Raw genomic sequence first — 24,229 nt, 5'->3', positions numbered from 1 at the left:
GCGGCCTCCCTCCCCCTCAGCGTGCCCTCAGCGTCGTACGAGTGTGATCCCGTACGTCGTCGTCCGCGTGCCGTCCTCAGCGGTCACCGTGACGACGGCCCGGGTGCGGCCGTGTTCGCGGACCTTCTCGACCGTGACGTCCGCGTAGGGGTCGCGGGCCGTCGCCGTGACCTCGGCGTGCGCCGGATCGCCGGTCGCGACCCGGTAGCCGGTCGTGCCCGGGTCGAAGGACGCGACCGGCACGCCGGCCACCTCTATCGACGCGGCGGCCGAGTCCGAGGAGACGCCGGGGGACTTGGCGTACACCTCGATCTCGCTCATGGTCAGATAGCCGCCCTGACGTGCCGTCATGACCACCCGCACCCCGGCGGCGGGCCCCGCCGTCACCGGTACGTCGATCACCGGCGCGCCCTCGGTCCCGACCGGGACGGGGTCGCTCGCGTCGGTCCAGGTGTCGCTGCCTGCCGCCCGCACCTGCACCTTCAGGCTCGCCGGGAAGGACGCGCTGGACCCGTCCCGGTAGAAGTGCGCGACGATCCCGCTGAGATCGCGGGCCTTCGGCAGCGTGTACGTGATGGTGTCGGAGGGGTTCTTGGTGTTCCCCGGCTTCCAGTTGGACCATGCCTTCTCGGTGAGGTCGCCGTTGCGCAGCTTCTCCGCCGAGTACCCGCTCTCGGTGAACGTCGCGGCGACCGAGACGGCCGGGTCGGGCGCGACGTTCGTCGTCACCGGCGCCGTGACCTGGACGCGGACGGTTGCGTCGGCCGTCCCGCCGCCGACGATCCGGGCGGTGCCGTGCAGGGTGACGGTCCCGGTCGTGTCGAACGCCTTCTCGGGCGCCGGGTCCCAGGTGACCGGAAGGTCGGTCCGGCCGCCGTTCCTGCCGACGCCGACGACCGTCGTGGGCAGCTCCGGGTGCCCGCCCACGTACGTCTTGGCACGGCCTGGCAGGGTCGAGGCGATCGTGTCGACGGTGACGACCGCCTTCGCGGCGATCGTGTGTCCGAGCGCGTCGGTCGCCTCACCCCTCACCCGCACGGTCCCGGGCTTGCTCCAGACCCGGTCCGAGGGCAGGTCCCACACGACGGGAAGGGCGCCCCGCGCACCGTCCCGGAACACCGGCGTCACCGTCTTCGGCAGCTCGGGACGCAGCCTGGGGACGGTGAACGTCTTCGCGGGCTCGGTGCGCAGCACCGTCTCGTCGGCTACGGCCCAGCGCTGGTTGTCCGCCGAGGTCGGGGTGTAAGTCGACACCTTGGCGCCGTCCGTCGAGGACTGGCCGGTGACGTCGAGGAGGCGACCGGTGGCGGCGTTGACGAACGTCCAGGAGCCGTCGCCGGTGGTCGACAGGATCCACTGGGCGGCACTGTCGGGTCTGCCGGTCGCCGGGTCCGGGTTCTCCAGGACGGCCACGTTGTCGCGTACGGCGAGCCGCTTGCCGGTGGTGGCGCTGGTGAGGGCGTAGCGTTCGCGGTTGTCGACTCCCGGGGTCAACTGCCTTACGGACCAAAGCTGTTGGGGGTTCGCGGCGTCAGTCGTGCGGATGACGACGCCGGTGTTGTCGTCCGACGGGGTGAGTGACTTGCCGCTCTGGGTGCCCTGGAGCCGGTAGACGTGGCCGGGCTGTACGAGGGCGGCGTCCTTCGCCACGCCGCTGACGCCCGAGACCAGGAAGGTCGTGACCGACTTCGCGGGGACGGTGAACGTCGCGGACCGGTCGGTCACCCGGACCGGCGTGCCCCGGACGAGCGCGCCGTCGGCGCTCGTGACGACGGGCGTGACGGTGGCCTTCCCCGTCACCTTGCCGAAGCGCGAGAGGTCGAGGGTCACGGAGCGCGCGGTCGTACCGCTGTTCACGTGCACCGCCGTCGCCGCCCGGCCGGACGCCTTCACGGCGGCGACGGTGGACGGATCGTCGGTCTTCACGAAGTGGTCGCCGGGCCGGATGTAGTGGGTGAAGTTCCGGATGGTGTCGAACTTGGAGTTGGCCTTGATCGGGCAGGTCTCCAGGGTGTCCGTCGCCGTGCAGTTGAACGGGACGTGGATGCTGCCCCAGTTCTTGCCGGCCGCCGCCTGCGGGATCGAGTCCTCGACCGGCTGCCAGAACACCCAGGCGGAGGGCTCCAGTTCACGCATGTCGTCGACCATCCGGGTGGCCATGCCGAGCCCCGGTTCCATGCTCGTGAAGTCGGTCCCGGTGCCCCAGGTGCCCTCGACCTCGCTCATCCACAGTTTCCGGTCGGCGCCCTTGGCGATGTCCCGGGCGCTGGTGCGCATCCCGGTGCCGTAGGTGTGCACGTTGAGCTGGTCGACGGCGGCCCGGGCGTCGGCGCCGTAGGCGTTCCAGTTCTGGGTGAAGATGCTCGGGTTGGTCTCGTCCATCGCGGAGATCGCCGCGTGGGTCTTCGCCCCGGCGAGTGCCTTGTCGAGGGCGAGGATGACCTTCTGCTGGAGCGCGGGTCCGGCGTGCGCGCCTTCCTGACGGCCGCCCGTGGGCTGGCCGTCGGCGCCCAACTGGGTACCCCAGTAGTTGGTGTTGGGCTCGTTCAGCGGATCGATGGTGTCGAACCTGATGCCGTGCCGCTTCTCCATCTCCTCGGTCACCCGCACCAGGTAGGCGGCGAAATCGTCGACCCGGTCCGCGCGGATCTGGTCCGTGTTCGCGTCGAAGCCCCCGGAGACGTACCCGCTGACCGTCTGGAACCAGGGAGGCGAGTTGCTGAACGCCTCCCAGGTGGTCACCTTGTCCTTGATCTGGTCCACCCACCAGCGCTGGTTCGCGTCGGCGTCCCAGTTCCAGTCGGCGGGGTTGTTCGGATCCCACCAGTCCATGTCCTTCTGGGTGGTGCCCGCGGGCGCCTTCCAGAAGCCCTCCATGGTCGCGCCGGCCTTCATGTAGTTCGTGCGGACGTCGGGGGCGTTGCCGCCGCCGATGTTGTAGCGCGCGATGTTGAGATCGAGCCCGTCCTTGCCGAACAGCATGTCCACCAGCCGTCTTCGGACGGGCTCCGGATAGCCGCCCGTCGCGTTGGCGAACCAGACGAGACTCGTCCCCCAACCCTCGAACTCCTGCTGCTGGTAGGACGGGTCGATCCGCACGGTGACGGTGCTCTGTGCCGCCGCTTCCGCGCTCGCCGCGGGCTGTGGGACCAGGAGACCCGCGCCGAGTACCAGGGGGACCGTCGGGGCCAGGGCCCGGGCGATGCGATGGCGGTGCCGAGAGGACACGGCACTCCCTTCCACGACAAGGAGACGAACAGAACCGAACAGAAGGAATCGAGCTGACGGCATGCTTGATGACAAAAATGAACACGTCAAGATGGTGTGCAAGTTCCGTTGTGGTGAGAGGGCTTGGTGCAGTTCGTTGACGTGCCCGAAACATCTGGCTAGCCTCCGGGCAACCTGGGAAAGCGCTTTCAGGAAACCGTCGTCCCCCAACGCGACGGCTCATCCCCCCACAGGAGCCCCCATGAGTTCACAGCGAGTTTCGTGGCGCAACAAAGCGGTGGTCGCCGCCCTGGCAGCCGTGATGGTGGCAGGCCCCGGCATCGCACAGGCAGCCCCGCAGCCCGCCCCGGTGGCCGGCGAACGGGCAGCGGCGGCCACCATCACCTGGTCCCTGGTCCGGGCGAGCAACCCCACGGCGGACCAGCAGTCCGCGTACAACCTCATCACCACGGCCATGAACGCGGCCGTGACCCGCTACAACAACCTCAGCGACCTCGGAAAGACCCTCACCGTCCGCTACGAGCCTGGCGTCCCCACCGCCGACGGCAACATCAACGGCACCATCCGCTTCGGCAGCAACCGCAGTTACATGTCCGAGCGGACCGCGCTGCACGAGATCGCCCACACCATAGGCGTGGGCACCAGCTCGGGCTGGTCCTCCCTGGGTGGCAGCGGCACCTGGGCCGGCTCGCAAGCCACCGCGCTTGTACGGCAGTTCGATGGCTCCGGCGCCAAACTGTCCACCGGCGGCGGCCACTTCTGGCCCTACGGCCTGAACTACGACAACGAGTGGTCCGGCACGGCGGCCGACCGTCACGTCCGGATCGTCGCCGCCATGAAGAACGACGGACTGTAGACGGCCTGTAGGAGGTACACGCGGTTGGTGCCTGATGACAAAGGTGCCGCCGGAGGCTGCGTTCTTGTGAGCACCGCCTGAGTGCGTGGTCCGGGCGGTCCTACGGTCCCGCTATGAAGACGAGTTGCAGCAGAAGGAGGCCCTTGACGGGGCTGCGCGGCACCGCGCTCGCGGTGCTGCTCACCACCGGGACGCTCACCGCGGTGGCCCCGGAGGCGCACGGCGAGAACGTGCGCACCGAGGCCCCCGTGGCGACGTCCAACCCGGCGGTCGCCGGCGTGACCGAGACCGTGGTCCGGGTGAAGGCGCCGCTGCCGGCGTCCTTCGGGGCCCGCCCGGCGGCGTGCGACTGGCTGTCCTACCTGCGCTACCGCTCCTCCGCCGGGCCGACAGAGTCCGCCGACGCCGACCGGATCCTCGTCGCCCAGCCGGGCATCCTGGAGGGCGCCGGGGCGTTCGACAGCGTCGCCCGCAACACCGTGGCCCGCGCTGCGGAACAGGGCCGGCACATCGAGTTCTGGGCCCTGGACCGGCGCTCCAACTGCATGGAGGACCACACCGGCATCGACTCCGGCGACCAGCACACGGCCGTCGACTACTACTACCGGGGCAAACAGGTCGCGGGCCGTACGTTCGCCGGATTCACCGGCAACGACAAGCTCGGCTGGATGGCGAAGCTCGGCATCGAGCAGACCGTCCGTGACCAATACACCCTTCTCACCGCCGAGTTGCCCGACCAGGGCGTGCGTGAGCGAAAGGTGCTGTGCGGCGGGCACTCCCTCGGCGGTGTGATCACCGGGTACTTCGCGGTCGCCGACTTCGACGGTGACCCCGCAACCACCGCCGACGCCGGACACCGCCAGTGCGCGGGCTGGTTCGCCCTCGACACCACCGTCTCCACCTCGCTCGCCGACCTGAGCGGCAGCATCCCGGACGACACCAACCTGCCCGACATCGGCCTCGGTTACGGCGTCGTACAGGCCGGGCTCGACAGCGGACTGCTGCCGCGCTCGCTGTCCGCGCCGGTCCTGCTGAACGCCGAGACGATGACCCTGTTGGCCATCGCGGGTGTCGGCGCGATCCGGGACCCGGGCGGCGAGTCCGACCTGCCCTCCTATCTGCCCGCCAACGTCAACATCGAGGCGACGAACCGCTTCCTTTTCGCCAAGGACGCCGCAGCTTTCCTCACCGGCTCACCCGCCGTGAAGGACTTCCGGCTCACCAACGAGACGGTGCTCGGCGCGCTGATGGACGACAACTCCGTACCCCTGGCCTTCCTGCAGAGCAGCGTGGGCTTCTTCGACGGCGGGCCGATCGCGGACAAGTCCTTTCCCGTGGCCAACGGGGGCGACGAGCAGCCGGGGCTGTTCGGCATCGCGTACAAGGCCATCCCGGACCGGCCGCACGGGCCGCTCTACACCTGGCGGAACTACGACCGCGTCGGCGACCCCGACGACCCGGGGTACCGGTCGGCCGACGGAACACCGTTCACCGGGGCCGGCAAGGAGGTCACCGACATCCAGGAACTGGCCCGCAGCCTCGCCCAGCAGCCGCTCGACTTCACCGAGCAGTACTTTCCGACGAAGCTCGTCACCGACCTCGAACTGGCCACCTCCCCACAGGTGAAGCGGCTCATCGTGCACCCGGAGGGGCTCACGGCGAACCCGACACTCACCGTCCTCGCGGGCGACGGACTGCTCGCCGGCCGCATCCCCACCGACCTCCACCCCGTGGTCGCCGACGGCTACCAGCACCTCGACGTGCTGACCGCCGCACCCACGCAGAACAACGGCCGCCCGGAGCCCGTCTCCACGAGCCTCACGGAGTTCGCGCGGGACCCGAAATAGCTTCCTGCCATGGAAGAAGGGCCCGGGAGGATATTCCTCCCGGGCTCTTTCCCGTGTCCCGTACGGGAGTTGACTCAGACAGGTCCGACGGCTCAGACCTTGGTCGCCGCGAAGTCTGCCGCCGCGCCGGTGTTCGCCGTGTAGCCGAGGTGCGCCAGCACGTCGCCCCCGCCGTTCTCACAGATGGGGTCGCCCTTGGCGCAGAAGTCGATGGTGCGGCTCTGGTAGGTGCCGGTGACACTCTTGCCGATCGCCCGGATCGGGTTGCCGAACAGCAGCAGCGCGGCGACCCTCCCTTCCAGTGCGGCGGGAATGGTGGCCACGATCGGGCTGCCGACCACCGCGCCGGCACTGCTGATTCCGACGGAGTTGTCGACGACGTTAGCGCCCTGCGAATAGCCGACGAGCACGAAACGCTGGTTCGGGCACGCGGCCGCCTGGCTCCGGACGTGGTTCACCAGATCCGAGTTGCCCTGCGCGGCCGACGTGAGGGAAAGGTCCGCGGGGTAGTTCACCTTGTAGCTGGACAGGCTTTTGCCCGTCAGATTCCGTTGGAGGGCGGAATACACCGGGTCACCGACGATCGCGCCGAGCGTGCCCGGCTCGAACGTGCCACGAGCCGCGACGACGTCGATGTCGCTGCAGGCGGCGGCGGTGGCGGCGGGTGCCGAGAGGGTGGTCAGTCCGGCCCCGCCGACGAGTGCGAGCGCGGCGAGACAGAAGCGGATACGCATGGGGGATCCTTCGCGGGTCGGGCGCGATCAAGCGCCTATGAGAAAGGACGTCCCGAACGTATTCGTGTTGCCGCACCGAGTGTTATGGACGGGAATTCAGGAATTCCTCGCCTTTTTGTGCCGACGTGAGTGCCAGGATCAGATCCAGGCGTTTTACCGGGTCGTGCAGGGCCTCGCCGAAGAGCTTCTCCAGTTGGCGCAGGCGATAGCGGACCGTCTGCGGGTGGACGTGTAGGCGGGCGGCGACATCGGGCACGTTGCTGCCGCTGAGCAGCCATGCGAGCAGTGTCTCCGCGAGCCTGCCGCGCGGCTGCTCGGAGACCCCGTCGAGGGGAGCGAGGGCGCGCGTCCGGAGCAGGTCGAGCATGGGCTCGTCGCTGTGCAGCAGCAGCGTCGACAGATGGTCGGCGCAGCGCACCACCCCGTGCCGGGGGAGTATCCCGCGCCCCATCAGCCCGAGGGCCCGGGTGGCCCAGCGCAGCGACCTGGCGGCCTCGGTGAGGGGGACCGTCGGCCCGATCGCCGCCGGCCGCCCCCGCAGGGCGAGCGTGAACGCCCGGCCGCCGAAGCCGCCCGAGCCGTCCGGGTCGGGCACCAGCATCCGTGGCGGCCGGGACTCCATGTCCACCAGCGCCCCGGCGGCAGCCAACGGCCGCTCCTCCCGCTGGTCCGGCGAGGCCGCGAGGACGACGACCGCGACGTACGGCGGTACGGTCCACCGGGCGCCGTGCGCCAGGTCCCGCACCGCCTCCGGCAACACCGGCTGCTCGCCCAGCAACAGGGCGAGCAGCCGCCCCCGGCGCCGTTCCAGCTCGTCCGCGCTGCGCAGCTGCCCCTCCGCGTACCCCGCCGCCGCTGCCTCGGCGACCTCGTGCACGGTCCGGAACGCCAGCTCGCCCAGCCCGGCCATGACCGCGGAGTCCAGCCCGAGTTCCTCCGTCGCACGGCCCAGCAGCCGCCAGGCGTGCAGCCCCCCGACCCGCAGCGCGGACTGCAGTGTTTCGAGGCTGTGGCCCTCCAGCGCCTCGCCGCGCCCCAGCTCGTGGTAGATCGCGGTGATCGAGTCTCCCCGGGCGCGCGGATCGGCGATGTGGTCGACGAACAGGGTGAGCGCCTGTACGACCCCGGACCTGAGGAGTGCGCGGCTCGCTCCGTCGGCCGACCGGACGGCGTACTCGGGGACCTGGCTGCGTACCTCCTCCTCCACCTCGTCGGCGACGGCCTCCAACTGGTCGCGCAGCAGTCTGGCCAGTTCGGGCGGTACAGCGGCGGCTCCGGGGTCGTCCGGTACACCGTGCGGGGCGGGGGTCGCCACAGAGGGCCCTCCTTTCACCCGGAAGAGGCTCACCCGCGGGTTGGTGCCCGTGGGGCGAGGGACAAGTCCTGGGTTGGACGGATGTCCCCTGCGCTCCGTTCCGTGCCCCGACGGTACCGGCCTCACTCGGGCAACCCCAGGCCCCTGGCAATCAGTTGCCACGACGCGCTGAACTCGCCCTTCCAGTAGGCCCAGCTGTGTCCTCCTCCCGTGTAGTAGTGGGTCGTGACCGGGACGCGGAGCAGGGCGAGCGTGTCGGTGAAGGCGTGCGCGGAGAGCCACAGGGCGCTTTCCAGGGCCTCGGGCAGCCAGTCACCGGTGCCGCCGACGACCCCGCTGCCGCTGGAGACGTACAGCGGGGTGCCGCGCAGCCCTTCGGCGCGGGAGCGCGGGTTGAAGTCGCGCCAGGTGAGGGCGTTGAGGAAGGGGTTGCCCCACAGGGAGCCCGGCGCCAGGTTCTCGCGGGCCACGATGGCGTCCACGAGTGGGGGCACACCGGGAGCCATGGTGTCGAGGATGCCGCTGTACGAGGCCGCCGCCGCGAACATGCCCGGATGGCGTGCCGCGTGCGACATGGCGCCGTAGCCGCCGGTCGAGACCCCGGCGACGGCCCGGACATTGGAGGCCCGGTACTGGCGGGCCAGCAGCGCGGGGACCTCCGTGAGCTGGAAGGCCTCGTAGTTCGGGCCGCCGCGCCAGGCGGTGGGAATGCCGGTGGGCCCCGCGTCCGGCATCGCCACGATCAGGTCCCTGCCCTCGGTGAAGGCCTCGATGTCCGTCTCCCGGGTCCAGGACGTGTAGTCGTCGTGGGCGCCGTGCAGGAGATACAGCACGGGGTAGGTCCGCCCCGGTTGCGTGCCGAAACTCGTCGGCAGGATCAGCCGGACCGGCGCGCTGCGGCCCAGGGCGGGGGACGACACGGAGACGTCCAGGGTGCGGGCGGAGAGCCGGGTCGCGGCTCGGGCGGTGGCGGCTCTGGTGCCGAACAGCGCGGTCAGACCGACGGCCGTGCCGGCCTTGGTGACAGCGCGCCGGGACACTCCGGTGCTGGTACGGTCCATGACTTGCTCCTCGTCGTCCGGTTCAGCGGCTCTGTTCGTCGAGTGCGCCCCGCAACTGGGCGGCGATCTCGTCCACATACGGCGGGTCGAGCAACGACAGATGGTGCCCCGCGACCGGTACGACCGTCAGCCGCCTGCACACCTCGTCCCAGCCGAGCGACTCGTCGTCCCGTTCGTACGCCGGGTCGCGCACGGTGTGCGGAGCGGGCTCGGTGGCCCGGTACAGGACCACCCGCCCGTCGTAGGCCCCCGGGCGGTGGGCCTCGCCGATCCTCAGGTCCAGGTAGGAGGAGCGCTGATGCTCCAGGGCGGCGGGCGGTATGTCGGCGACCTCGCGCAGGGCCCGCAGCACGGTGTCGATGCGTTCGCCGTCGTCGTCCATCGCGAGCAACTCGTCGTACCGGAGATCCAGTTGGGCGCCGTACGCGTCGGCGACATGATGGGCGAAGCCCTCGAAGTGGGCGCGGATCCGGTCGGCCGGGGTGTCGCCGGGCCGGGGGAGGGGCCGTACCGAGTCGATGAGTGCCACGAGCTCCACGTCCCGTCCGGCGGCGACGAGTTGCCGTGCCGTCTCCTGGGCGACGAAGCCTCCGAAGGACCAACCAGCCAGCAGACAGGGCCCGGTGGGGTGCGCGTCGGCGATGGCCTCGGCGTAGTGGCGCGCTTTCTCGGTCACCGTACGGGCGTCCGGGAGCCGTTCCAGTCCGTACACCGGCCGCTCCTCACCGAGCCGTTCGACCAGCGCCCGGTAGACGTCGGTCGTGCCGCCGGCCGCGTGGACGAGAAAGAGCGGAGGCCGGGAGCCGGTGGCGCGCAGGGTACGTAGGGGACCGGCCGACTCGCCTGTGGGGAGCGCCTGTTGGAGGCGGTCGGCCAGCGCCTGGACGGAGGCGGCGCCGAGCAGCTCGCGCAGGGGCAGCTCGATCCCGTACTCGGCTTCCAGCGCGCTGCGGATACGGACGGCCATCAGGGAGTCCAGGCCGAGGTCGGCCAGTGGGGTGGAAGGTGTGAGGCGGGTCGCCGGGTGGCCGGTGACGGCGGCGATGTGATGACGCAGCCGGCCGGAGACGGACGTGTCCGGAACGTGGGCCTCTTCGGTCACCGCGCCGGTCGTGAGCGACGTTGGCGCCGTGGGCGTAGCACGCCCGTCCGTCCACCAGTGCCGGACGTGCCGCCAGCGCGGCGCGGGCAGGTCGATGACGTGGCCCGGAGGTGACGACAGGCGCCCGCCCGCGCAGTACAGGGCGCCGACCTGGGCCAGAAACCCGGCACCGCTGTCGCCGTCGCGGCGCAGGGTGCCGATGGCGAGGACGCCGGGCGCGGTGTCGAGGACGGCCCGGGTCAGGACCGGATGTGGCGAGATCTCGACGAACGCGGTGTGACCGTCGGCTGCGGCGGCAGCGACGGCCCGGGCCAGGCGAACGGGCCGCCGCAGGTTCGCGGCCCAGTGGGCGGCGTCGAAGAGGGAGTCGCCGCGCGGGTCGTCCAGGACGGTGGAGTAGACGGGGACCCGGGGCCGGCCGCCCCGGATGTCGGCCAGGGAATCCAGCAACTCCGGTAGCAGCGGCTCGACTTGGGGCGAGTGCCCGGCGCCGACGACCCGCAGGGCGCGAGCGGTCCGCCCCTGCTGCTCCAGCCGCCGCACGAGCCGGGTCACCGCCTGCTCCTCCCCGGCGACGATCTTCTGCCCGGGCGAGGAGTGCACGGCGACACAGACACCCGGGAAGTCCCGTGCCAGGGCGTCGAGTTCACCGTCGTCGAGGTCGACGACAGCCATGGCGCCGCCCCGCAGACCGCTGAGCAGCCGGGCCCGTACGGCGACCACCCGGGCGGCCTCCGACACGTCCAGGGCGCCCGCGCACACCGCGGCGGCCACCTCACCCACGGAATGGCCGATGACGGCGGCGGGTTCGACACCGTACGAGCGCCACAGCTCGGCGAGAGCCAACTGAAGCCCGAACAGCACGGGTTGGGCAACCTCCAGACGGTCGAGGTCGCCGCCGTCCGCCAGGTGCTCATACAGGGAGAGCCCGCACTCCGGGGCGATCTGCGCGTCGAGTTTCTCCACGGCGGCGGCGAAGGCGGGTTCCTCGGCCAGCAACCGCCGCCCCATGCCGACCCACTGGCTGCCGTACCCGGAGAACACCCACACCGGCCCGCGCCCGACGAGATCCCGCTCACCCGTCACGACCCGCGCGTGCGACTCCCCCTGCCCCAATGCCCTTAGCCCGTCAGCCAGTTCGCCGACGTCGTGGGCGACCACCGCGGCGCGCACAGTACCCCGCCCGACACGTCCGGCGAGCGTACGCGCCACGTCCGCGGGGTGCGCGGCGTTGCCCTCCGGCGTACGGAGCCAGTCGGCGAGCCGGGTCGCGGTGTCCCGCAGCCGGATGGTCTCGACGTCGGAGAGGAGGTGGAGACGGGAGACCGGTTCCTCCTCCTGGGGCGGCGGGAGGACATCGGGCCGCCATTCCTCCAGTACCGCATGGGCGTTGGTGCCGCCGAACCCGAAACCGGACACCCCGGCGGTGGCCGTACCGCCGTAGCGCGGCCACGGCTCGCACTCGGTGACCACCCGCAGCCGTTCGTCGCCCAGGGCGCTCCCCTCCGCGCAGTGCAGGGACGGCGGAACGGTGTCGTGGTGCAGCGCGAGGACCGTCTTCACCAGCCCGGCGATGCCTGCCGCGGACTCCAGATGGGCGAGGTTGCCCTTGACGGAACCGAGCAGCAGCGGCTGGTCGGGGTCGCGGCCCGCACCGAGCACGGCACTGAGCGCGCCCGCCTCGATCGGATCACCGAGCGGGGTACCGGTGCCGTGCGCCTCGACGTGGTCGATGTGCGCCGGATCGAGCCCGGCGCGGGCATAGACGGTGGCCAACAGGGCTTTCTGAGCTGTGGGGTTGGGCGCCAGGAGGCCGTTGGAGCGGCCGTCGGAGTTGACGGCCGTGGCGCGGATGACGGCGAGAACACGGTCGCCGTCCCGCTCGGCGTCGGACAGCCGCTTCAGCAGCACGGCCGCGCATCCCTCGCCGCGCCCGATGCCGTCGGCCGCCGCCGCGAACGGCTTGCACCGCCCGTCCGGCGCGAGAGCCCCGGCCCGCCGGAACGCCACGCTGACGGTCGGCGAGAGCAGCAGGTTGACTCCGGCGGCGATCGCCGTGTCGCTCTCACCGGTGCGCAGGCTGACGCAGGCCTGGTGCACGGCGACCAGCGAGGACGAGCAGGCGGTGTCGACGGCCATGCTCGGCCCCCGTGTGTCCAGCACATAGGCCAGCCGCCCGGCGGTCACACTGGGCGCCGCACCGGCGGGCGCCCAGGGGTCGACGGCCGCCGGGTCGGCGCCGGTGAGTGAGCCGTACTCGGCGGCGGAGACACCGACGAAGACGCCGGTGGCGCTGCCGGCGAGGGATGCGGCGGGGACAGCGGCATGGTCGAGAGCTTCGTGCACGACCTCCAGAAGGATGCGCTGCTGCGGGTCCATCACCGCGGCCTCGCGCGGGGTGACGCGGAAGAAGTCGGCGTCGAACCCGGCGATGTCGTCGAGGTACCCCCCGTACAGGGGTGCCTCGTCGGGCGGGAACGGGGCGAAGTCGCGCCACCGGTCCTCGGGAACCCGGCGGACGGCGTCGACGCCGTCGGTCAGCAGCCGCCAGTAGTCACCCGGCCCGTGCACACCCCCGGGCAGCCGGCAGCCGACCCCGATCACCGCTACGGGTTCGTCGGCCGAGGCCGGGGGAGGGGCCGGTCTGTTCACCGGATCGACCCCGTCCTCCGTCCCTGATTCCGTGCGGCACAGATACGCCACCAGAGCGTCACCGGTGGGCGCCTCCCACAGCAGCGTCGCCGACAGCTCACGGTCCGTCGCCCGCGAGAGATCCCCGGCCAGCACGACCGCGTCCCGCGACGACATTCCGAGGTCCGCCAGCGGCCGGTCCATGGACACGTCCTCGGGAGCCGTACCGCCCCAGGCGGCGACCCGTTCGGCGACCAGTCGGCGTATCCGGCCCTCGTCGGCGCCCCTCATGCGGCCGGCTCCGGCGTGTAGGCGCCCTCCAGATAGCGTCGCCGGGTCAGCGCCCGTGCCACCTTGCCGCTCGATGTACGGGGCACGGTGCCCGGCGGCACGAGGACGATGTCGGCGAGCCGCAGCCCGTGCCGAGCCGATACGGCGGCGCGCACGGCCCGCACCAGCCCCGGTACGTCGATCTCCGCGAGGCCGACGCTCCGTACATGTTCGGCCACGACGACCACCCGCTCGCCCGCGTCACCCGGCACCCCGAACGCGGCGAGCCGGTCGCGCCGCACGGCCGGGTCCGCCTCCTGGACCGAGGCCTCCACGTCCTGCGGGTAGTGGTTGCGCCCGTCGACGACGATGAGGTCCTTCAGCCGCCCGGTGACGATCAACTGCCCGTCCAGGAACGTCCCCAGGTCGCCGGTCCGCAACCAGCGACCGGAACCGGCGGTGTCGTCGGCGAACGTGGCACCGAACACCCGCCGGGTCTGCTCGTCCCGATTCCGGTAGCCCCGCCCCACGTTGGGGCCCTGCACCCAGATCTCGCCGACCTCTCCCTCGGACAACCGGGCGCGTGACACGGGGTCGGCGATACGGACCAGCTGGCCCGCCGGAGTCCCGCAGCCGGCCAGCGTCACGGCTGTGGGATCGTCGGCCCGCGCGGGCAGGGCCTTGCCGGTGGTGAGGGCGTCACGGTCGAGCGTGAACCGGCTGAGCGGCTCCCCGGGCCGGGCGGCGCTGACGAAGACGGTCGCCTCGGCGAGCCCGTACGACGGACAGTGGGTGTCGGGCGCCAGTCCCTGGGCGGCGAAGGCGGCGTGGAAGTGGTCGGCGGTGCCGGGGCGGACCGGCTCGCTGCCGTTGAGCAGCGCGGCGACCCCGTCCAGTCGCAGTTCCCTCTTCTGGGCGTCGGTGACCGTCGAAGCGCAGTAGTCGTAGGCGAAGTTGGGTGCCGCGCTCAGTGTGCGCGGATGCGCGGCGAGCAGCCGCAGCCAGCGCACCGGCTCGTGCAGGAACGCGGCAGGATCCATGAGCACCGACAGCAGGCCCCGCTCGACGGGAGCGGCGACACTCAGAACGAGCCCCATGTCGTGGTAGAGCGGCAGCCAGCCCACACAGGTCACCGGACGCTCGTCCACCCCGTAAGCGGCCAGCGCCTGACGGGCGTTGGCGACGACATTGCCGTGACTGATCTCCACACCGGCCGGGGAACGGGTCGAGCCGGACGTGTACTGGAGGTAGGCGATGGCATCGTCGTCCGGTGCGACCGGCAGGAAATCCCTCGCTTCGGCGCCCACTTGGTCGACGGCGATGATCCGTACCGGCAGGCGGGAACAGAAGTCCCGCACATCAGCACGAATATGGCTGGTTGTCAGCACTACCGTCGGAGACGCGTCGTCCAGCACGGCCGCGAGCCGGTCGGCGTGCCCGGAGAGACCGGGCGGGTACAGGGGTACGGCGACCAGTCCGGCCGTGAGCGCCGCCAGGAAGGCGCTGACGTACTCCGTACCCTGCGGGCAGAGCACCGCGACCCGGGTTCCGGGCTCGGCCTCTTCGGCGAGCCGGGCGGCCAACGCCCGTACCCGCAGGTCCAGTCGGCGCCAGGTCAGGGTGCGGTGGACGCCGCGCGACTGCGGGGCGGGATGGTCGACGAAGGTGAACGCCCGGCGGTCGGGGGTGGTTTCGGCCCAGTGCCGCACGTACTCCGGCAGACTCCGGGGGGTGGCGGAGGGGGCGAGCGGGGGGCGGCGGCTGTCCATCGGGCATGGCTCCTCACATCGCGGGAACGGCGGGAACAGCGGGAACGGCTGGGTTCGGTCGGCGCGGGGACTGGAGAGATCCGGGGTTCAGGGGCTCAGGGGCTCAGAGGGGGATGTTGCCGTGCCTGCGCGTCGGCATCGGTGCGCGCTTGCCGCGCAGGGCGCGCAGGGCACGGACGATGTGGTCCCGGGTGTCGCGCGGCGCGATGACGGCGTCGACGTACCCGCGTTCGGCGGCCAGATAGGGCGTCCCGTGCGTGCTCTCGTACGCGGCGACGAGGCTGGCCCGCAGCGCCTCCGGGTCGTCGGCGGCGGCCAGTTCACGCCGGTGCAGGACGCCCACCGCGCCCTCGGCGCCCATGACGGCGATCCGGGCGCTGGGCCAGGCGAGGTTGATGTCGGCGCCCAGATGCTTGGAGCCCATCACGGCGTACCCGCCGCCGTACGCCTTGCGCACCACCACCGTGACCTTCGGGACGGTCGCCTCGGCGTAGGCGTACAGCAGTTTGGCGCCGCGCCGGATGATCCCGGCCTGCTCCTGGCGGACGCCGGACAGATAGCCGGGGACGTCGGTGAAGGTCAGCAGCGGGATGCCGAACGCGTCGCAGAACCGCACGAACCGCGCTGCCTTCTCGGAGGCGTCGATGTCCAGCACCCCGGCACTGTGGAGCGGCTGGTTGGCGACGACACCGACGGACGTGCCCTCCACCAGGGCCAGCGCGCAGATGATGTTCGGCGCGAACAGCTCCTGGACCTCCAGCAGTTCACCGCCGTCGACAACCGCGCGCAGGATGTCCCGCATGTCGTAGACCTGCCCGAGCCGGTCCGGCACGACCTCGTCGAGACACCTGTCGGTGGGCGCCGCCACGGGCGCGTACTGCGGGGGCCGCTCCAGGTTGTTGGCGGGCAGGTACGACAGCAGGTCCCGTACGGTGTCGAGGGCCTCCACCTCGTCGGCGGCGAGGAAGTGGGCGTTGCCGTTGACGGAGTTGCTGGTGCGGGCGCCGCCCAGGTCCTCGGCGCTGGTGCGCTCCCCGGTGACCGCCTCGATGACGTCGGGCCCGGTGACGAACATGTGCGAGGCGCCGTCCACCATCACGGTGAAGTCGGTGATGGCCGGCGAGTACGCGGCCCCGCCGGCGCACGGCCCGAGCACGACCGAGAGCTGGGGGATCACCCCGGACGCCTGTACGTTGCGGCGCACCAGCTCGGCGTAGAGGGCGAGCGAGGCGACGCCCTCCTGAATACGGGCGCCGCCGCCGTCGTTGAGCCCGATCACCGGGCAGCCGGTCCTCATCGCGAGGTCCATCAGGGCGATCGTCTTCTCCCCGAAGGCCTCGCCCATGCTCCCGCCGAAGACCGTGGAATCCTGGGCGAACACACAGACGGCACGACCGTCTACCGTGCCGTGCCCGGTGACAACCCCGTCCCCGTAGGGGCGGGGGGCGCCGTCCCCGGTGGGCCGTGCCCGTACGAACATCCCGGTCTCGGTGAACGAACCCTCGTCGAGCAACAGGTCGATCCGCTCACGGGCGCCGAACTCCCCGCGTCTTCTCGGCCCGTTCTCCGCCAGCGCCCGCGACCGACGGCTCTCCAGAACGGTGATGCGGTCGGCGGTGCGGTCGGGCAGGCGTGTGGCCCAGGATGTTGTCGCCTCTAGCGTCACAGCCACCTCCGAAGTGGCTTTCGAATATGGCAGCGACGAGGGAGGGGACCGGGTCAATCACCCTTCAATGTGCGCGAGATGAGTCCTGCGGGACCGCGCTTCGTCCGTGCGTGACAAGGGCCGGTGTGAGAGGGGCCGCATCCGGAGATCCGGCGATCCAGATCCGGAGATCCGGTGTCAGGCGGGCTGCGGGACCGTCCTCCTGTCTCCCCAGCGCCGGGTGCGGTAGGCGCCGGCGAGGCGGCACAGCGCGTAGATGGAGAACGAGATCGTGGTGACGTACGGGCTGATGGGGATGGAGCTGCCCAGGGCGAGCAGGATGCCGCCCTCGACGGAGAGCACGGCGAAGACCACGCTGAGCAGCGGCAGCAGCACCGGGGACGCGGTGACACGCGCGGCGGCCGCGGCGGGTGTGACGACGAGGGTCAGGACCAGCAGGGCGCCGACGACCTGGACCGACAGGGCGACGGTGAGACCGAGCACGAGCATGAAGGCGAAGGACAGTCCGCGTACCGGCACACCACGGGCGGCGGCGACGTCCGGGTCGGCGCTGGCGAAGGTCAACGGCCGCCAGATGACGACGAGGGCGACCAGTACCAGGGCGGAGGTGCCCAGGAGCCAGGTCATCTGCGGCGTGTCGACGGCCACGATCTGCCCGGTGAGCAGGCCGAACTTGTTGGCCGCCCGGCCCTTGTAGAGAGCGAGGAAGAGCACACCGAGCCCGAGACCGAACGGCATGAGGATGCCGATCGCCGAGTTGCGGTCACGGGCCCGCGCGCCCAGGACCCCGATCGCGCCGGCCGCGAGAAGCGAACCGACGATCGAGCCCCCCACGATGTTCACGCCCAGCAGCAGGGCTGCCGACGCGCCCGCGAAGGACAACTCGCTGATGCCGTGCACCGCGAAGGGCAGGTCGCGCATGATGACGAAGACCCCGGCGAGACCGCCGACGAGGCCGAGTGCGGCACCCGCGATGAGGGAGTTGCGGACCAGCGCCAGGAGTTCGCCGTAGTCCTCGAAGCTGAAGATCTGGTGCCAGACCCCCTCGGCGAGCGTCATGGGTGCACTTCCTCGGTCTGACGGACCACCCCGTGGGCGGTCTCATGGGCGTGATGCGGGGGAGTGGCCGGTCCGTCGGGGGCGCCGACGACCACGACCCGCCCCTGGACGCGGACGACGTCGACCCGTGTGCCGTACAAGTCCGACAGCGACCGGGAGGTCAGCACCTCGTCCGGTGTCCCTGTCCGGTGACGCCCGGGCGCCAGGTACAGGACGCGGTCGACCAGACCGAGCACGGGGTTGATCTCGTGGGTCACGAAGACCACGGACGTGCCGTGGGACCTGCGGCGGGCGTCCACGAGTTCGGTGACGGCCCGCTGGTGGTTCAGGTCGAGGGAGAGCAGCGGCTCGTCGCAGAGCAGGATGCGCGGATCGGTGGCCAGGGCCTGCCCGATACGGACGCGTTGCCGTTCACCGCCGGACAGCATGCCGAGGGGGACGTCGGCGTACGCGGTGGCTCCGACGGAGGCGAGGATCTCGTCGACCCGGCGACGGACGGCACCCGTCCGCAGCCGGGGCCCGAAACGGTGCCCGTCGATGCCGAAGCGCACGAGATCGCGGGCCCGCAGCATCGCCTGCGCGGACACCTCCGCCTGCTGAGGGACGTACCCGAGATGCCGGCCGGCCTCGCGCGGGGAACCTCCGAGGACGGTCAGGGTTCCGGCGGACAGGGGCTGCCGGCCCAGCAGGGCCCGTACGAAACTGGTCTTGCCCGATCCGTTCGGCCCGAGCACGGCCAGGAACTCCCCCGGCCGTACATCCAGGTCGAGGCCCTGCCACACCACACGGGCGCCGTACGACAGTTCGGCGCCGCGCAGACTGACCACGGCACCGGAGTCGCCGCCCCCGGCAGGCCTCGCACCCTGACGGGGTGAGGGCACGGTGGCCGGGGCGGGCTGCCTCACTTGGTGAGCGCGCTCGCGAGCGCGTCGACGTTGGCGGTCATCCAGCCGAGGTAGTCCTTGCCGGCGGGCAGGGTCTCGGTCACGGGTACGACGGGGATGCCGGCCGCCTCGGCCGCGGCCTTGGACTTCTCGGTCTGCGGGCCGGAGGTCTGCTCGTTGTAGACCAGCGCCTTGACCTGCTTGTCGCTGAACACCGCCAGCGTGGCCTGAAGGACCCGGGGAGAGACGTCGTCGCCCTCCTCGATGGCCTCGCTGAACGCCGCGGGCGTCCTGTTCACCAGCCCGCTCGCGGTGGTCAGGTAGAGCGGCACGGGTTCGGTGATGGCGACGCCCTGGCCGGCGTGCTCCTTCTTGATCTGGGCTTCCTTCGCCTCCAGCGCCGTCAGCCTGGCCTTGAAGGCCTCGGCGTTCTTGGTGAAGAGGGCGGCGTCGGCGGCGTCGGCCTTGCCCAGTGCCGTGGCGATACGGTCGACGATCTTCGCGACGGTCGGGAAGTCGTACCAGACGTGCTCGTTGAGGTCCCCGCCCTTCGGGGCTGTCTTCCCGGAGACCTTGACGGCGTTGATGACCTCGGCGGCGGAGCCGCCGCTCTTCAGCATCCGGTCGACGAAGTCGTCGTAGCCGCCGCCGTTCTCGACGACGACCTTCGCCTTGGAGAGGGCCAGCTGGTTCTGGGTGTTGGCCTCGTAGGAGTGCGGATCCTGGTCGGGGTCGCTGATGATCGACGTGACATCGACCTTCGCGCCGCCTATCTGTCCGACGATGTCGCCGTAGACGTCGGTCGAGGCGACCACGACGATCTTGGACGAAGCGGCCGGTTCCTGCGCACCGCTCCCGTCACCGCCGGAGTCCGACGAGCTGCCGCACCCCGTCAGGAGGGCCAGCGAGGCGCCGGTGATCAGGGCGAGGCGCCGGGACGGGGACGGGGACATGGATCCTCCACGACAGGTGGTGAGCAAGGGTGTACTCGCCACACTAGATGGAAATGAATGTCAAAAGCATGGCCGAATCCGATCGATATGGAAATCATTACCAATACTTGACGCACGGCGCTCCGCCCCTCCTCCCCGCCCGGTCCGTCACGGAAGACGCTCGGTCGCGCCTGTGAGAAACGGGCGTCACAGCTTGCGGAAGTCCCAGGAGACGGTCTTGGCGGGGGTCAGGCGGATCCACGCATGCCGGCCGTCGTGCGGCATCTCCTCCAGACCGAAGTTCTTGCGGGCGAACAACGGTTCCAGCAGGGCGAGTTCCGGACATGGCTCGCCGGAGCGGGGTATCTCGCCCACGAACTCCACGGTGCCTGAGAGTTCGGCCCCGCGCAGCTCCCCGTACCCCTCGCCGGAGTCGACGACGACCGCTACACGCGGGTCGCGACGAAGGTCGGCCCAGCGTTTGCTGCGCACGATGGAGTACAGCCACAGCGAGGTGCCGTCCCAGGCGAACCAGAGGGCACTGACATGCGGGGCGCCGTCACCCGACAGTGTGGCGACCCGGCACATGCGCTGAGTGGTGAGGAACTCGTCCAGCTCGTCCGGCGTCATCATGATCTTCCGGCTCCTGCGCTGAGTCGCAGCCATGCGGGCCTCTCTTCTCTCGCGTCAGGCCGACAGGGTGGGGCATTTTCGGTGAGCCCGCAATGGTCGAGAGGACCCCCACCGCGCAGGTGGGCGCGGTCCGGCACCGACGCCGTATGGGTCCCGTCAATGCCGTGGGCGTCGCCGTAAGAGAGCCGTCAACGGACGACCCGATCCGGCCGGAGAGGAGCTTTCCTCGAATCGTCCCTGTTCACCTGAACCTCACTCCAGGAGTTCGCGATGGCCGACCTGGCCTTCGTCATCGCCACCGTCGCGGGTTTCGCGCTGGTCGCCCTCGTCGCCAAGGGGGTGACGAAGCTGTGACCGCCGAGACCATCGTCGGCCTCACTGCGGCTGTCGCCCTGCTGGGCTATCTCGTCCTCGCCCTGCTCTTCCCGGAGAGGTTCTGAGCCACGCCATGGGTCCCGTACTCGCCGGCGTGCTCCAGCTGCTCGCCCTCATAGCGGCGCTGGCGCTCGCCTACCTCCCCCTCGGCACCTACATGGCCAGGGTCTACACCTCCGACAAGCATCTGCGCGTCGAGAAGTGGATCTACAAGAGCATCGGTGCCAACCCCGACACCGAGATGACCTGGCCCGCCTACCTGCGCGGGATCCTCGCCTTCTCGGCGGTCGGCGTCCTCTTCCTCTATCTGCTCCAGCGGCTCCAGGGCGTGCTGCCCGGCTCGCTGGGCTTCGACTCGGTCGACCCGGCGCGGTCGTTCAACACGGCCGTGTCGTTCGTGACTAACACCAACTGGCAGTCGTACTACGGCGAACAGACCCTGGGCCATGTCGTGCAGACCGCCGGGCTGGCCGTGCAGAACTTCGTTTCCGCGGCCGTCGGTATCGCGGTGGCAGTGGCCCTGGTCCGCGGGTTCGCCCGATCACGCACCGGTGAACTGGGCAACTTCTGGTCCGACCTGGTGCGTGGTGTCGTACGCATCCTGCTGCCGCTGTCCGTCGTCGCCGCGATCGTGCTGGTGGCGTGCGGTGCCATCCAGAACTTCTCCGGGATCCACGAGGTCGGCCAGTTCGGGGGAGGTTCTCAGCAGTGGAACGGGGGTGCCGTCGCCTCGCAGGAGGCCATCAAGGAGATCGGCACCAACGGCGGCGGCTACTTCAACGCCAACTCCGCGCACCCCTTCGAGAACCCGACGCCCTTCACCAACCTGTTCGAGATCTTCCTGCTGCTGGTGATCCCGTTCGCACTGACCCGTACGTTCGGTGTGCTGGTCGGCTCGGTGAGGCAGGGCTACGCGATCCTCGCCACGATGTTCACCATCTGGCTGGGCTTCGTCGCCCTGATGATGTGGACCGAGTTCGCGCACCACGGCCCGGCGCTCCAGGCGGCAGGCGGCGCGCTGGAGGGCAAGGAGGTCCGCTTCGGCGTCGGATCGTCGTCGATCTTCGCGGTGTCGACGACGCTCACCTCGACCGGCGCGGTGGACTCCTTCCACTCCTCGTTCACCGGCCTCGGCGGCGGCATCGCGATGCTGGGCATGATGCTGGGCGAGATCGCACCCGGCGGCACCGGCTCCGGCCTCTACGGCATGCTGATCATGGCGGTCATCGCGGTGTTCATCGCGGGCCTCATGGTCGGCCGTACGCCCGAGTACCTGGGCAAGAAGATCGGCACCCGCGAGATCAAGCTCGCGGCCTGCTACATCCTGGTCACACCCGCCCTGGTCCTCGTCCTCACCGCCGCGTCCATGGCGCTGTCGACCCCGCCGGACTCCATGCTGAACTCCGGTGCCCACGGATTCTCCGAGGTGCTGTACGCCTTCACCTCCGCCGCCAACAACAACGGCTCGGCCTTCGGCGGTCTGAACGCCGACACCGACTGGTTCAACACCATGACCGGCCTGGCGATGCTGCTCGGCCGTTTCCTGCCGATGGTGTTCGTGCTGGCGCTGGCCGGCTCGCTCGCCGAGCAGACGCCCGTGCCCGTCACCGCGGGCACCCTGCGCACCGAGAAGCCGCTGTTCACCGGCCTTCTCGTGGGCGCCATCCTCATCATCACCGGTCTCACCTACTTCCCGGCACTCGCGCTCGGGCCGCTCGCCGAGGGGCTGGCGTCATGACCATCCGTACCCGAAAGCCAGAGGACCCGATGTCCACAGCCACTCCCACCCGGGCGCCGCACCAGGACGTCCCCACCGGGAACAAGGAGACCCGGGTCGGCGCCGGTCTCTTCGATGCCGGGCAACTGGTCAGGTCGCTGCCGGACGCCTGCCGCAAGCTCGACCCGCGGGTGATGGTCAAGTCGCCTGTGATGTTCGTGGTGCTGGTCGGGTCGGTGCTGACGACGGTCTTCTCGTTCAGGACCCCGGGCGACTGGTTCGGCTGGACCATCAGCGCCTGGCTCTGGCTGACCGTGATCTTCGCCAACCTGGCGGAGGCGGTCGCCGAGGGCCGCGGCAAGGCACAGGCCGACACGCTGCGCAGGGCCAAGACCGACACCGTCGCCCGCCGGCTCACCGGCGACTCCGAAGAGCGCGTCCCCGGCACCGAGTTGAAGATCGGCGACCTCGTCGTCTGCGAGGCCGGGGACATCATCCCCGGCGACGGTGATGTGGCCGAGGGTGTCGCCTCCGTCGACGAGTCGGCGATCACGGGGGAGTCGGCGCCGGTCATCAGGGAGTCGGGCGGCGACCGGAGCGCCGTCACCGGCGGTACGAAGGTGCTGTCCGACCGGATCGTCATCAGGATCACGACGAAGCCCGGCGAGACCTTCATCGACCGCATGATCAACCTGGTCGAGGGCGCGGCCCGGCAGAAGACACCGAACGAGATCGCGCTGAACATCCTGCTGGCGTCCCTCACCATCGTCTTCCTGCTCGCGGTGGCCACGCTGCCGCCGTTCGCCGACTACGCGGGCACCCACCTGACGATGGTCGTGCTGGTGGCGCTGCTGGTCTGTCTGATCCCGACCACGATCGGCGCGCTCCTCTCCGCGATCGGCATCGCGGGCATGGACCGGCTGGTGCAGCGGAACGTGCTGGCGATGTCGGGCCGTGCGGTCGAGGCCGCCGGTGACGTCTCGACCCTGCTCCTGGACAAGACGGGCACCATCACGCTCGGCAACCGTCAGGCGTCGGAGTTCGTGCCGGTGAGCGGCACCACCGAGGCGGAGGTCGCGGACGCCGCCCAGCTCTCCTCGCTGGCGGACGAGACGCCCGAGGGCCGCTCCATCGTCGTACTGGCGAAGGAGACGTACGGGCTTCGGGAGCGTCACCAGGGGGAACTGGCCGGCGCCGAATGGATCGCCTTCACCGCCCAGACCCGGATGTCGGGTGTGGACGTCGACGGGCGCAAGATCCGCAAGGGCGCTGCCGGTTCGGTCGTCACATGGGTGCGCGAGCAGGGCGGAGAAGTCGCCCAGGACGCGCAGGAGCTGACCGACCGGATCTCCGGGGCCGGTGGTACGCCGCTGCTCGTGGCCGTCGAAGACGCGGACGGGGCACGGGTGTTGGGCGTCATCCATCTGAAGGACGTCGTCAAGGAGGGCATGCGGGAGCGGTTCGAGGAGCTGCGCCGCATGGGCATCAGGACGGTCATGATCACGGGCGACAACCCGCTGACGGCCAAGGCGATCGCCGAGGAGGCGGGCGTCGACGACTTCCTCGCGGAGGCCACTCCCGAGGACAAGATGGCGCTCATCAAACGGGAGCAGGCGGGCGGCAAGCTGGTCGCCATGACCGGCGACGGCACCAACGACGCGCCGGCGCTGGCCCAGGCCGACGTGGGCGTGGCGATGAACACGGGCACGTCGGCGGCGAAGGAGGCCGGCAACATGGTCGACCTCGACTCGAACCCGACGAAGCTGATCGAGATCGTCGAGATCGGCAAGCAACTCCTCATCACCCGGGGCGCGTTGACGACGTTCTCCATCGCCAACGACGTCGCGAAGTACTTCGCGATCATCCCGGCGCTGTTCGCGGCCGTCTATCCGGGCCTGGACAAGCTCAACATCATGCACCTGTCCTCGCCCGACTCCGCGATCCTCTCGGCGGTCGTCTTCAACGCGCTGATCATCATCGCGCTGGTCCCGCTGGCGCTGAAGGGCGTGCGCTACCGCCCGATGAGCGCGGACCGGATGCTGCGCCGCAACCTCACGATCTACGGCATCGGCGGGCTGATCGCGCCCTTCATCGGCATCAAGGTCATCGACCTGCTCATCTCACTCATCCCTGGGCTGTAACTCCTCGAA

General features: G+C 70.6%; 16 protein-coding genes. 5 read left to right on the top strand and 11 right to left on the bottom strand.

Annotated features, from left to right (window positions below; genetic code table 11):
- Positions 1–27: 27 nt before the first annotated feature.
- Positions 28–3,228, bottom strand: a complete 3,201-nt coding sequence (locus tag QA861_RS30020; RefSeq protein WP_334591813.1) for a glycoside hydrolase — start codon at positions 3,226–3,228, stop codon at positions 28–30.
- A gap of 241 nt (positions 3,229–3,469) precedes the next feature.
- On the opposite strand from QA861_RS30020, the gene QA861_RS30015 reads away from it, so the two are divergent.
- Positions 3,470–4,084 (top strand): hypothetical protein, encoded by a 615-nt coding sequence (locus QA861_RS30015; RefSeq protein ID WP_334591812.1) that lies wholly within the window; start codon positions 3,470–3,472, stop codon positions 4,082–4,084.
- A gap of 113 nt (positions 4,085–4,197) precedes the next feature.
- Positions 4,198–5,931, top strand: coding sequence for a hypothetical protein (locus QA861_RS30010; RefSeq protein ID WP_334591811.1), 1,734 nt, complete (start codon positions 4,198–4,200; stop codon positions 5,929–5,931).
- 92 nt (positions 5,932–6,023) lie between these two features.
- On the opposite strand, the gene QA861_RS30005 is transcribed toward QA861_RS30010, so the two are convergent.
- The 10 genes from QA861_RS30005 to QA861_RS29960 form a co-directional block, all read right to left on the bottom strand.
- Complete coding sequence (locus tag QA861_RS30005; protein WP_334591810.1) at positions 6,024–6,665, bottom strand: cutinase family protein; 642 nt, start codon at positions 6,663–6,665, stop codon at positions 6,024–6,026.
- Between the two features lie 82 nt (positions 6,666–6,747).
- Positions 6,748–7,980, bottom strand: a complete 1,233-nt coding sequence (locus QA861_RS30000) for a PucR family transcriptional regulator (RefSeq protein ID WP_334591809.1) — start codon at positions 7,978–7,980, stop codon at positions 6,748–6,750.
- A 122-nt stretch (positions 7,981–8,102) separates the two neighbouring features.
- Positions 8,103–9,041 carry an alpha/beta hydrolase gene (locus QA861_RS29995; protein ID WP_334591808.1) on the bottom strand — a complete coding sequence of 313 codons (939 nt, stop codon included), beginning with the start codon at positions 9,039–9,041 and terminating at the stop codon, positions 8,103–8,105.
- 22 nt (positions 9,042–9,063) lie between these two features.
- Positions 9,064–13,065, bottom strand: coding sequence for a beta-ketoacyl synthase N-terminal-like domain-containing protein (locus QA861_RS29990; protein WP_334591807.1), 4,002 nt, complete (start codon positions 13,063–13,065; stop codon positions 9,064–9,066).
- The gene (locus QA861_RS29985; RefSeq protein ID WP_334591806.1) at positions 13,062–14,813 is read right to left on the bottom strand and encodes a fatty acyl-AMP ligase; all 1,752 of its coding nucleotides are present in this window, start codon (positions 14,811–14,813) and stop codon (positions 13,062–13,064) included. The genes QA861_RS29990 and QA861_RS29985 overlap by 4 nt, the downstream gene beginning before the upstream one ends.
- A gap of 103 nt (positions 14,814–14,916) precedes the next feature.
- Positions 14,917–16,479: an acyl-CoA carboxylase subunit beta gene (locus QA861_RS29980; RefSeq protein WP_334594883.1), complete on the bottom strand. Its 1,563-nt coding sequence runs from the start codon at positions 16,477–16,479 to the stop codon at positions 14,917–14,919.
- Between the two features lie 177 nt (positions 16,480–16,656).
- Entirely contained in the window at positions 16,657–17,538 is an 882-nt protein-coding gene (locus QA861_RS29975) for a metal ABC transporter permease (protein WP_334591805.1), read from the bottom strand.
- On the bottom strand, positions 17,535–18,365 hold the full coding sequence (locus QA861_RS29970; RefSeq protein WP_334594882.1) for a metal ABC transporter ATP-binding protein: 831 nt from the start codon (positions 18,363–18,365) through the stop codon (positions 17,535–17,537). Before QA861_RS29970 ends, QA861_RS29975 begins: the two co-directional genes overlap by 4 nt.
- Positions 18,366–18,439: 74 nt before the next feature.
- Positions 18,440–19,375 (bottom strand): metal ABC transporter solute-binding protein, Zn/Mn family, encoded by a 936-nt coding sequence (locus QA861_RS29965; RefSeq protein ID WP_334591804.1) that lies wholly within the window; start codon positions 19,373–19,375, stop codon positions 18,440–18,442.
- Between the two features lie 186 nt (positions 19,376–19,561).
- A complete protein-coding gene (locus QA861_RS29960) occupies positions 19,562–20,020 on the bottom strand; it encodes a pyridoxamine 5'-phosphate oxidase family protein (protein ID WP_334591803.1) in 459 nt (152 codons plus the stop codon).
- A 317-nt stretch (positions 20,021–20,337) separates the two neighbouring features.
- On the opposite strand from QA861_RS29960, the gene kdpF reads away from it, so the two are divergent.
- Genes kdpF through kdpB form a run of 3 tightly spaced genes read left to right on the top strand, consistent with a single transcriptional unit; the run spans position 20,338 to position 24,220 of the window.
- Positions 20,338–20,427, top strand: a complete 90-nt coding sequence (gene kdpF, locus QA861_RS29955) for a K(+)-transporting ATPase subunit F (protein WP_334591802.1) — start codon at positions 20,338–20,340, stop codon at positions 20,425–20,427.
- Positions 20,428–20,435: 8 nt separating this feature from the next.
- Positions 20,436–22,100 (top strand): potassium-transporting ATPase subunit KdpA, encoded by a 1,665-nt coding sequence (gene kdpA / locus QA861_RS29950; protein ID WP_334591801.1) that lies wholly within the window; start codon positions 20,436–20,438, stop codon positions 22,098–22,100.
- A gap of 29 nt (positions 22,101–22,129) precedes the next feature.
- On the top strand, positions 22,130–24,220 hold the full coding sequence (gene kdpB / locus QA861_RS29945; RefSeq protein ID WP_443041671.1) for a potassium-transporting ATPase subunit KdpB: 2,091 nt from the start codon (positions 22,130–22,132) through the stop codon (positions 24,218–24,220).
- Positions 24,221–24,229 lie beyond the last annotated feature (9 nt).

Source organism: Streptomyces sp. B21-083, assembly GCF_036898825.1.
Taxonomy (GTDB): Bacteria; Actinomycetota; Actinomycetes; order Streptomycetales; family Streptomycetaceae; genus Streptomyces.
This window is presented reverse-complemented; position numbering and strand designations above follow the sequence as displayed.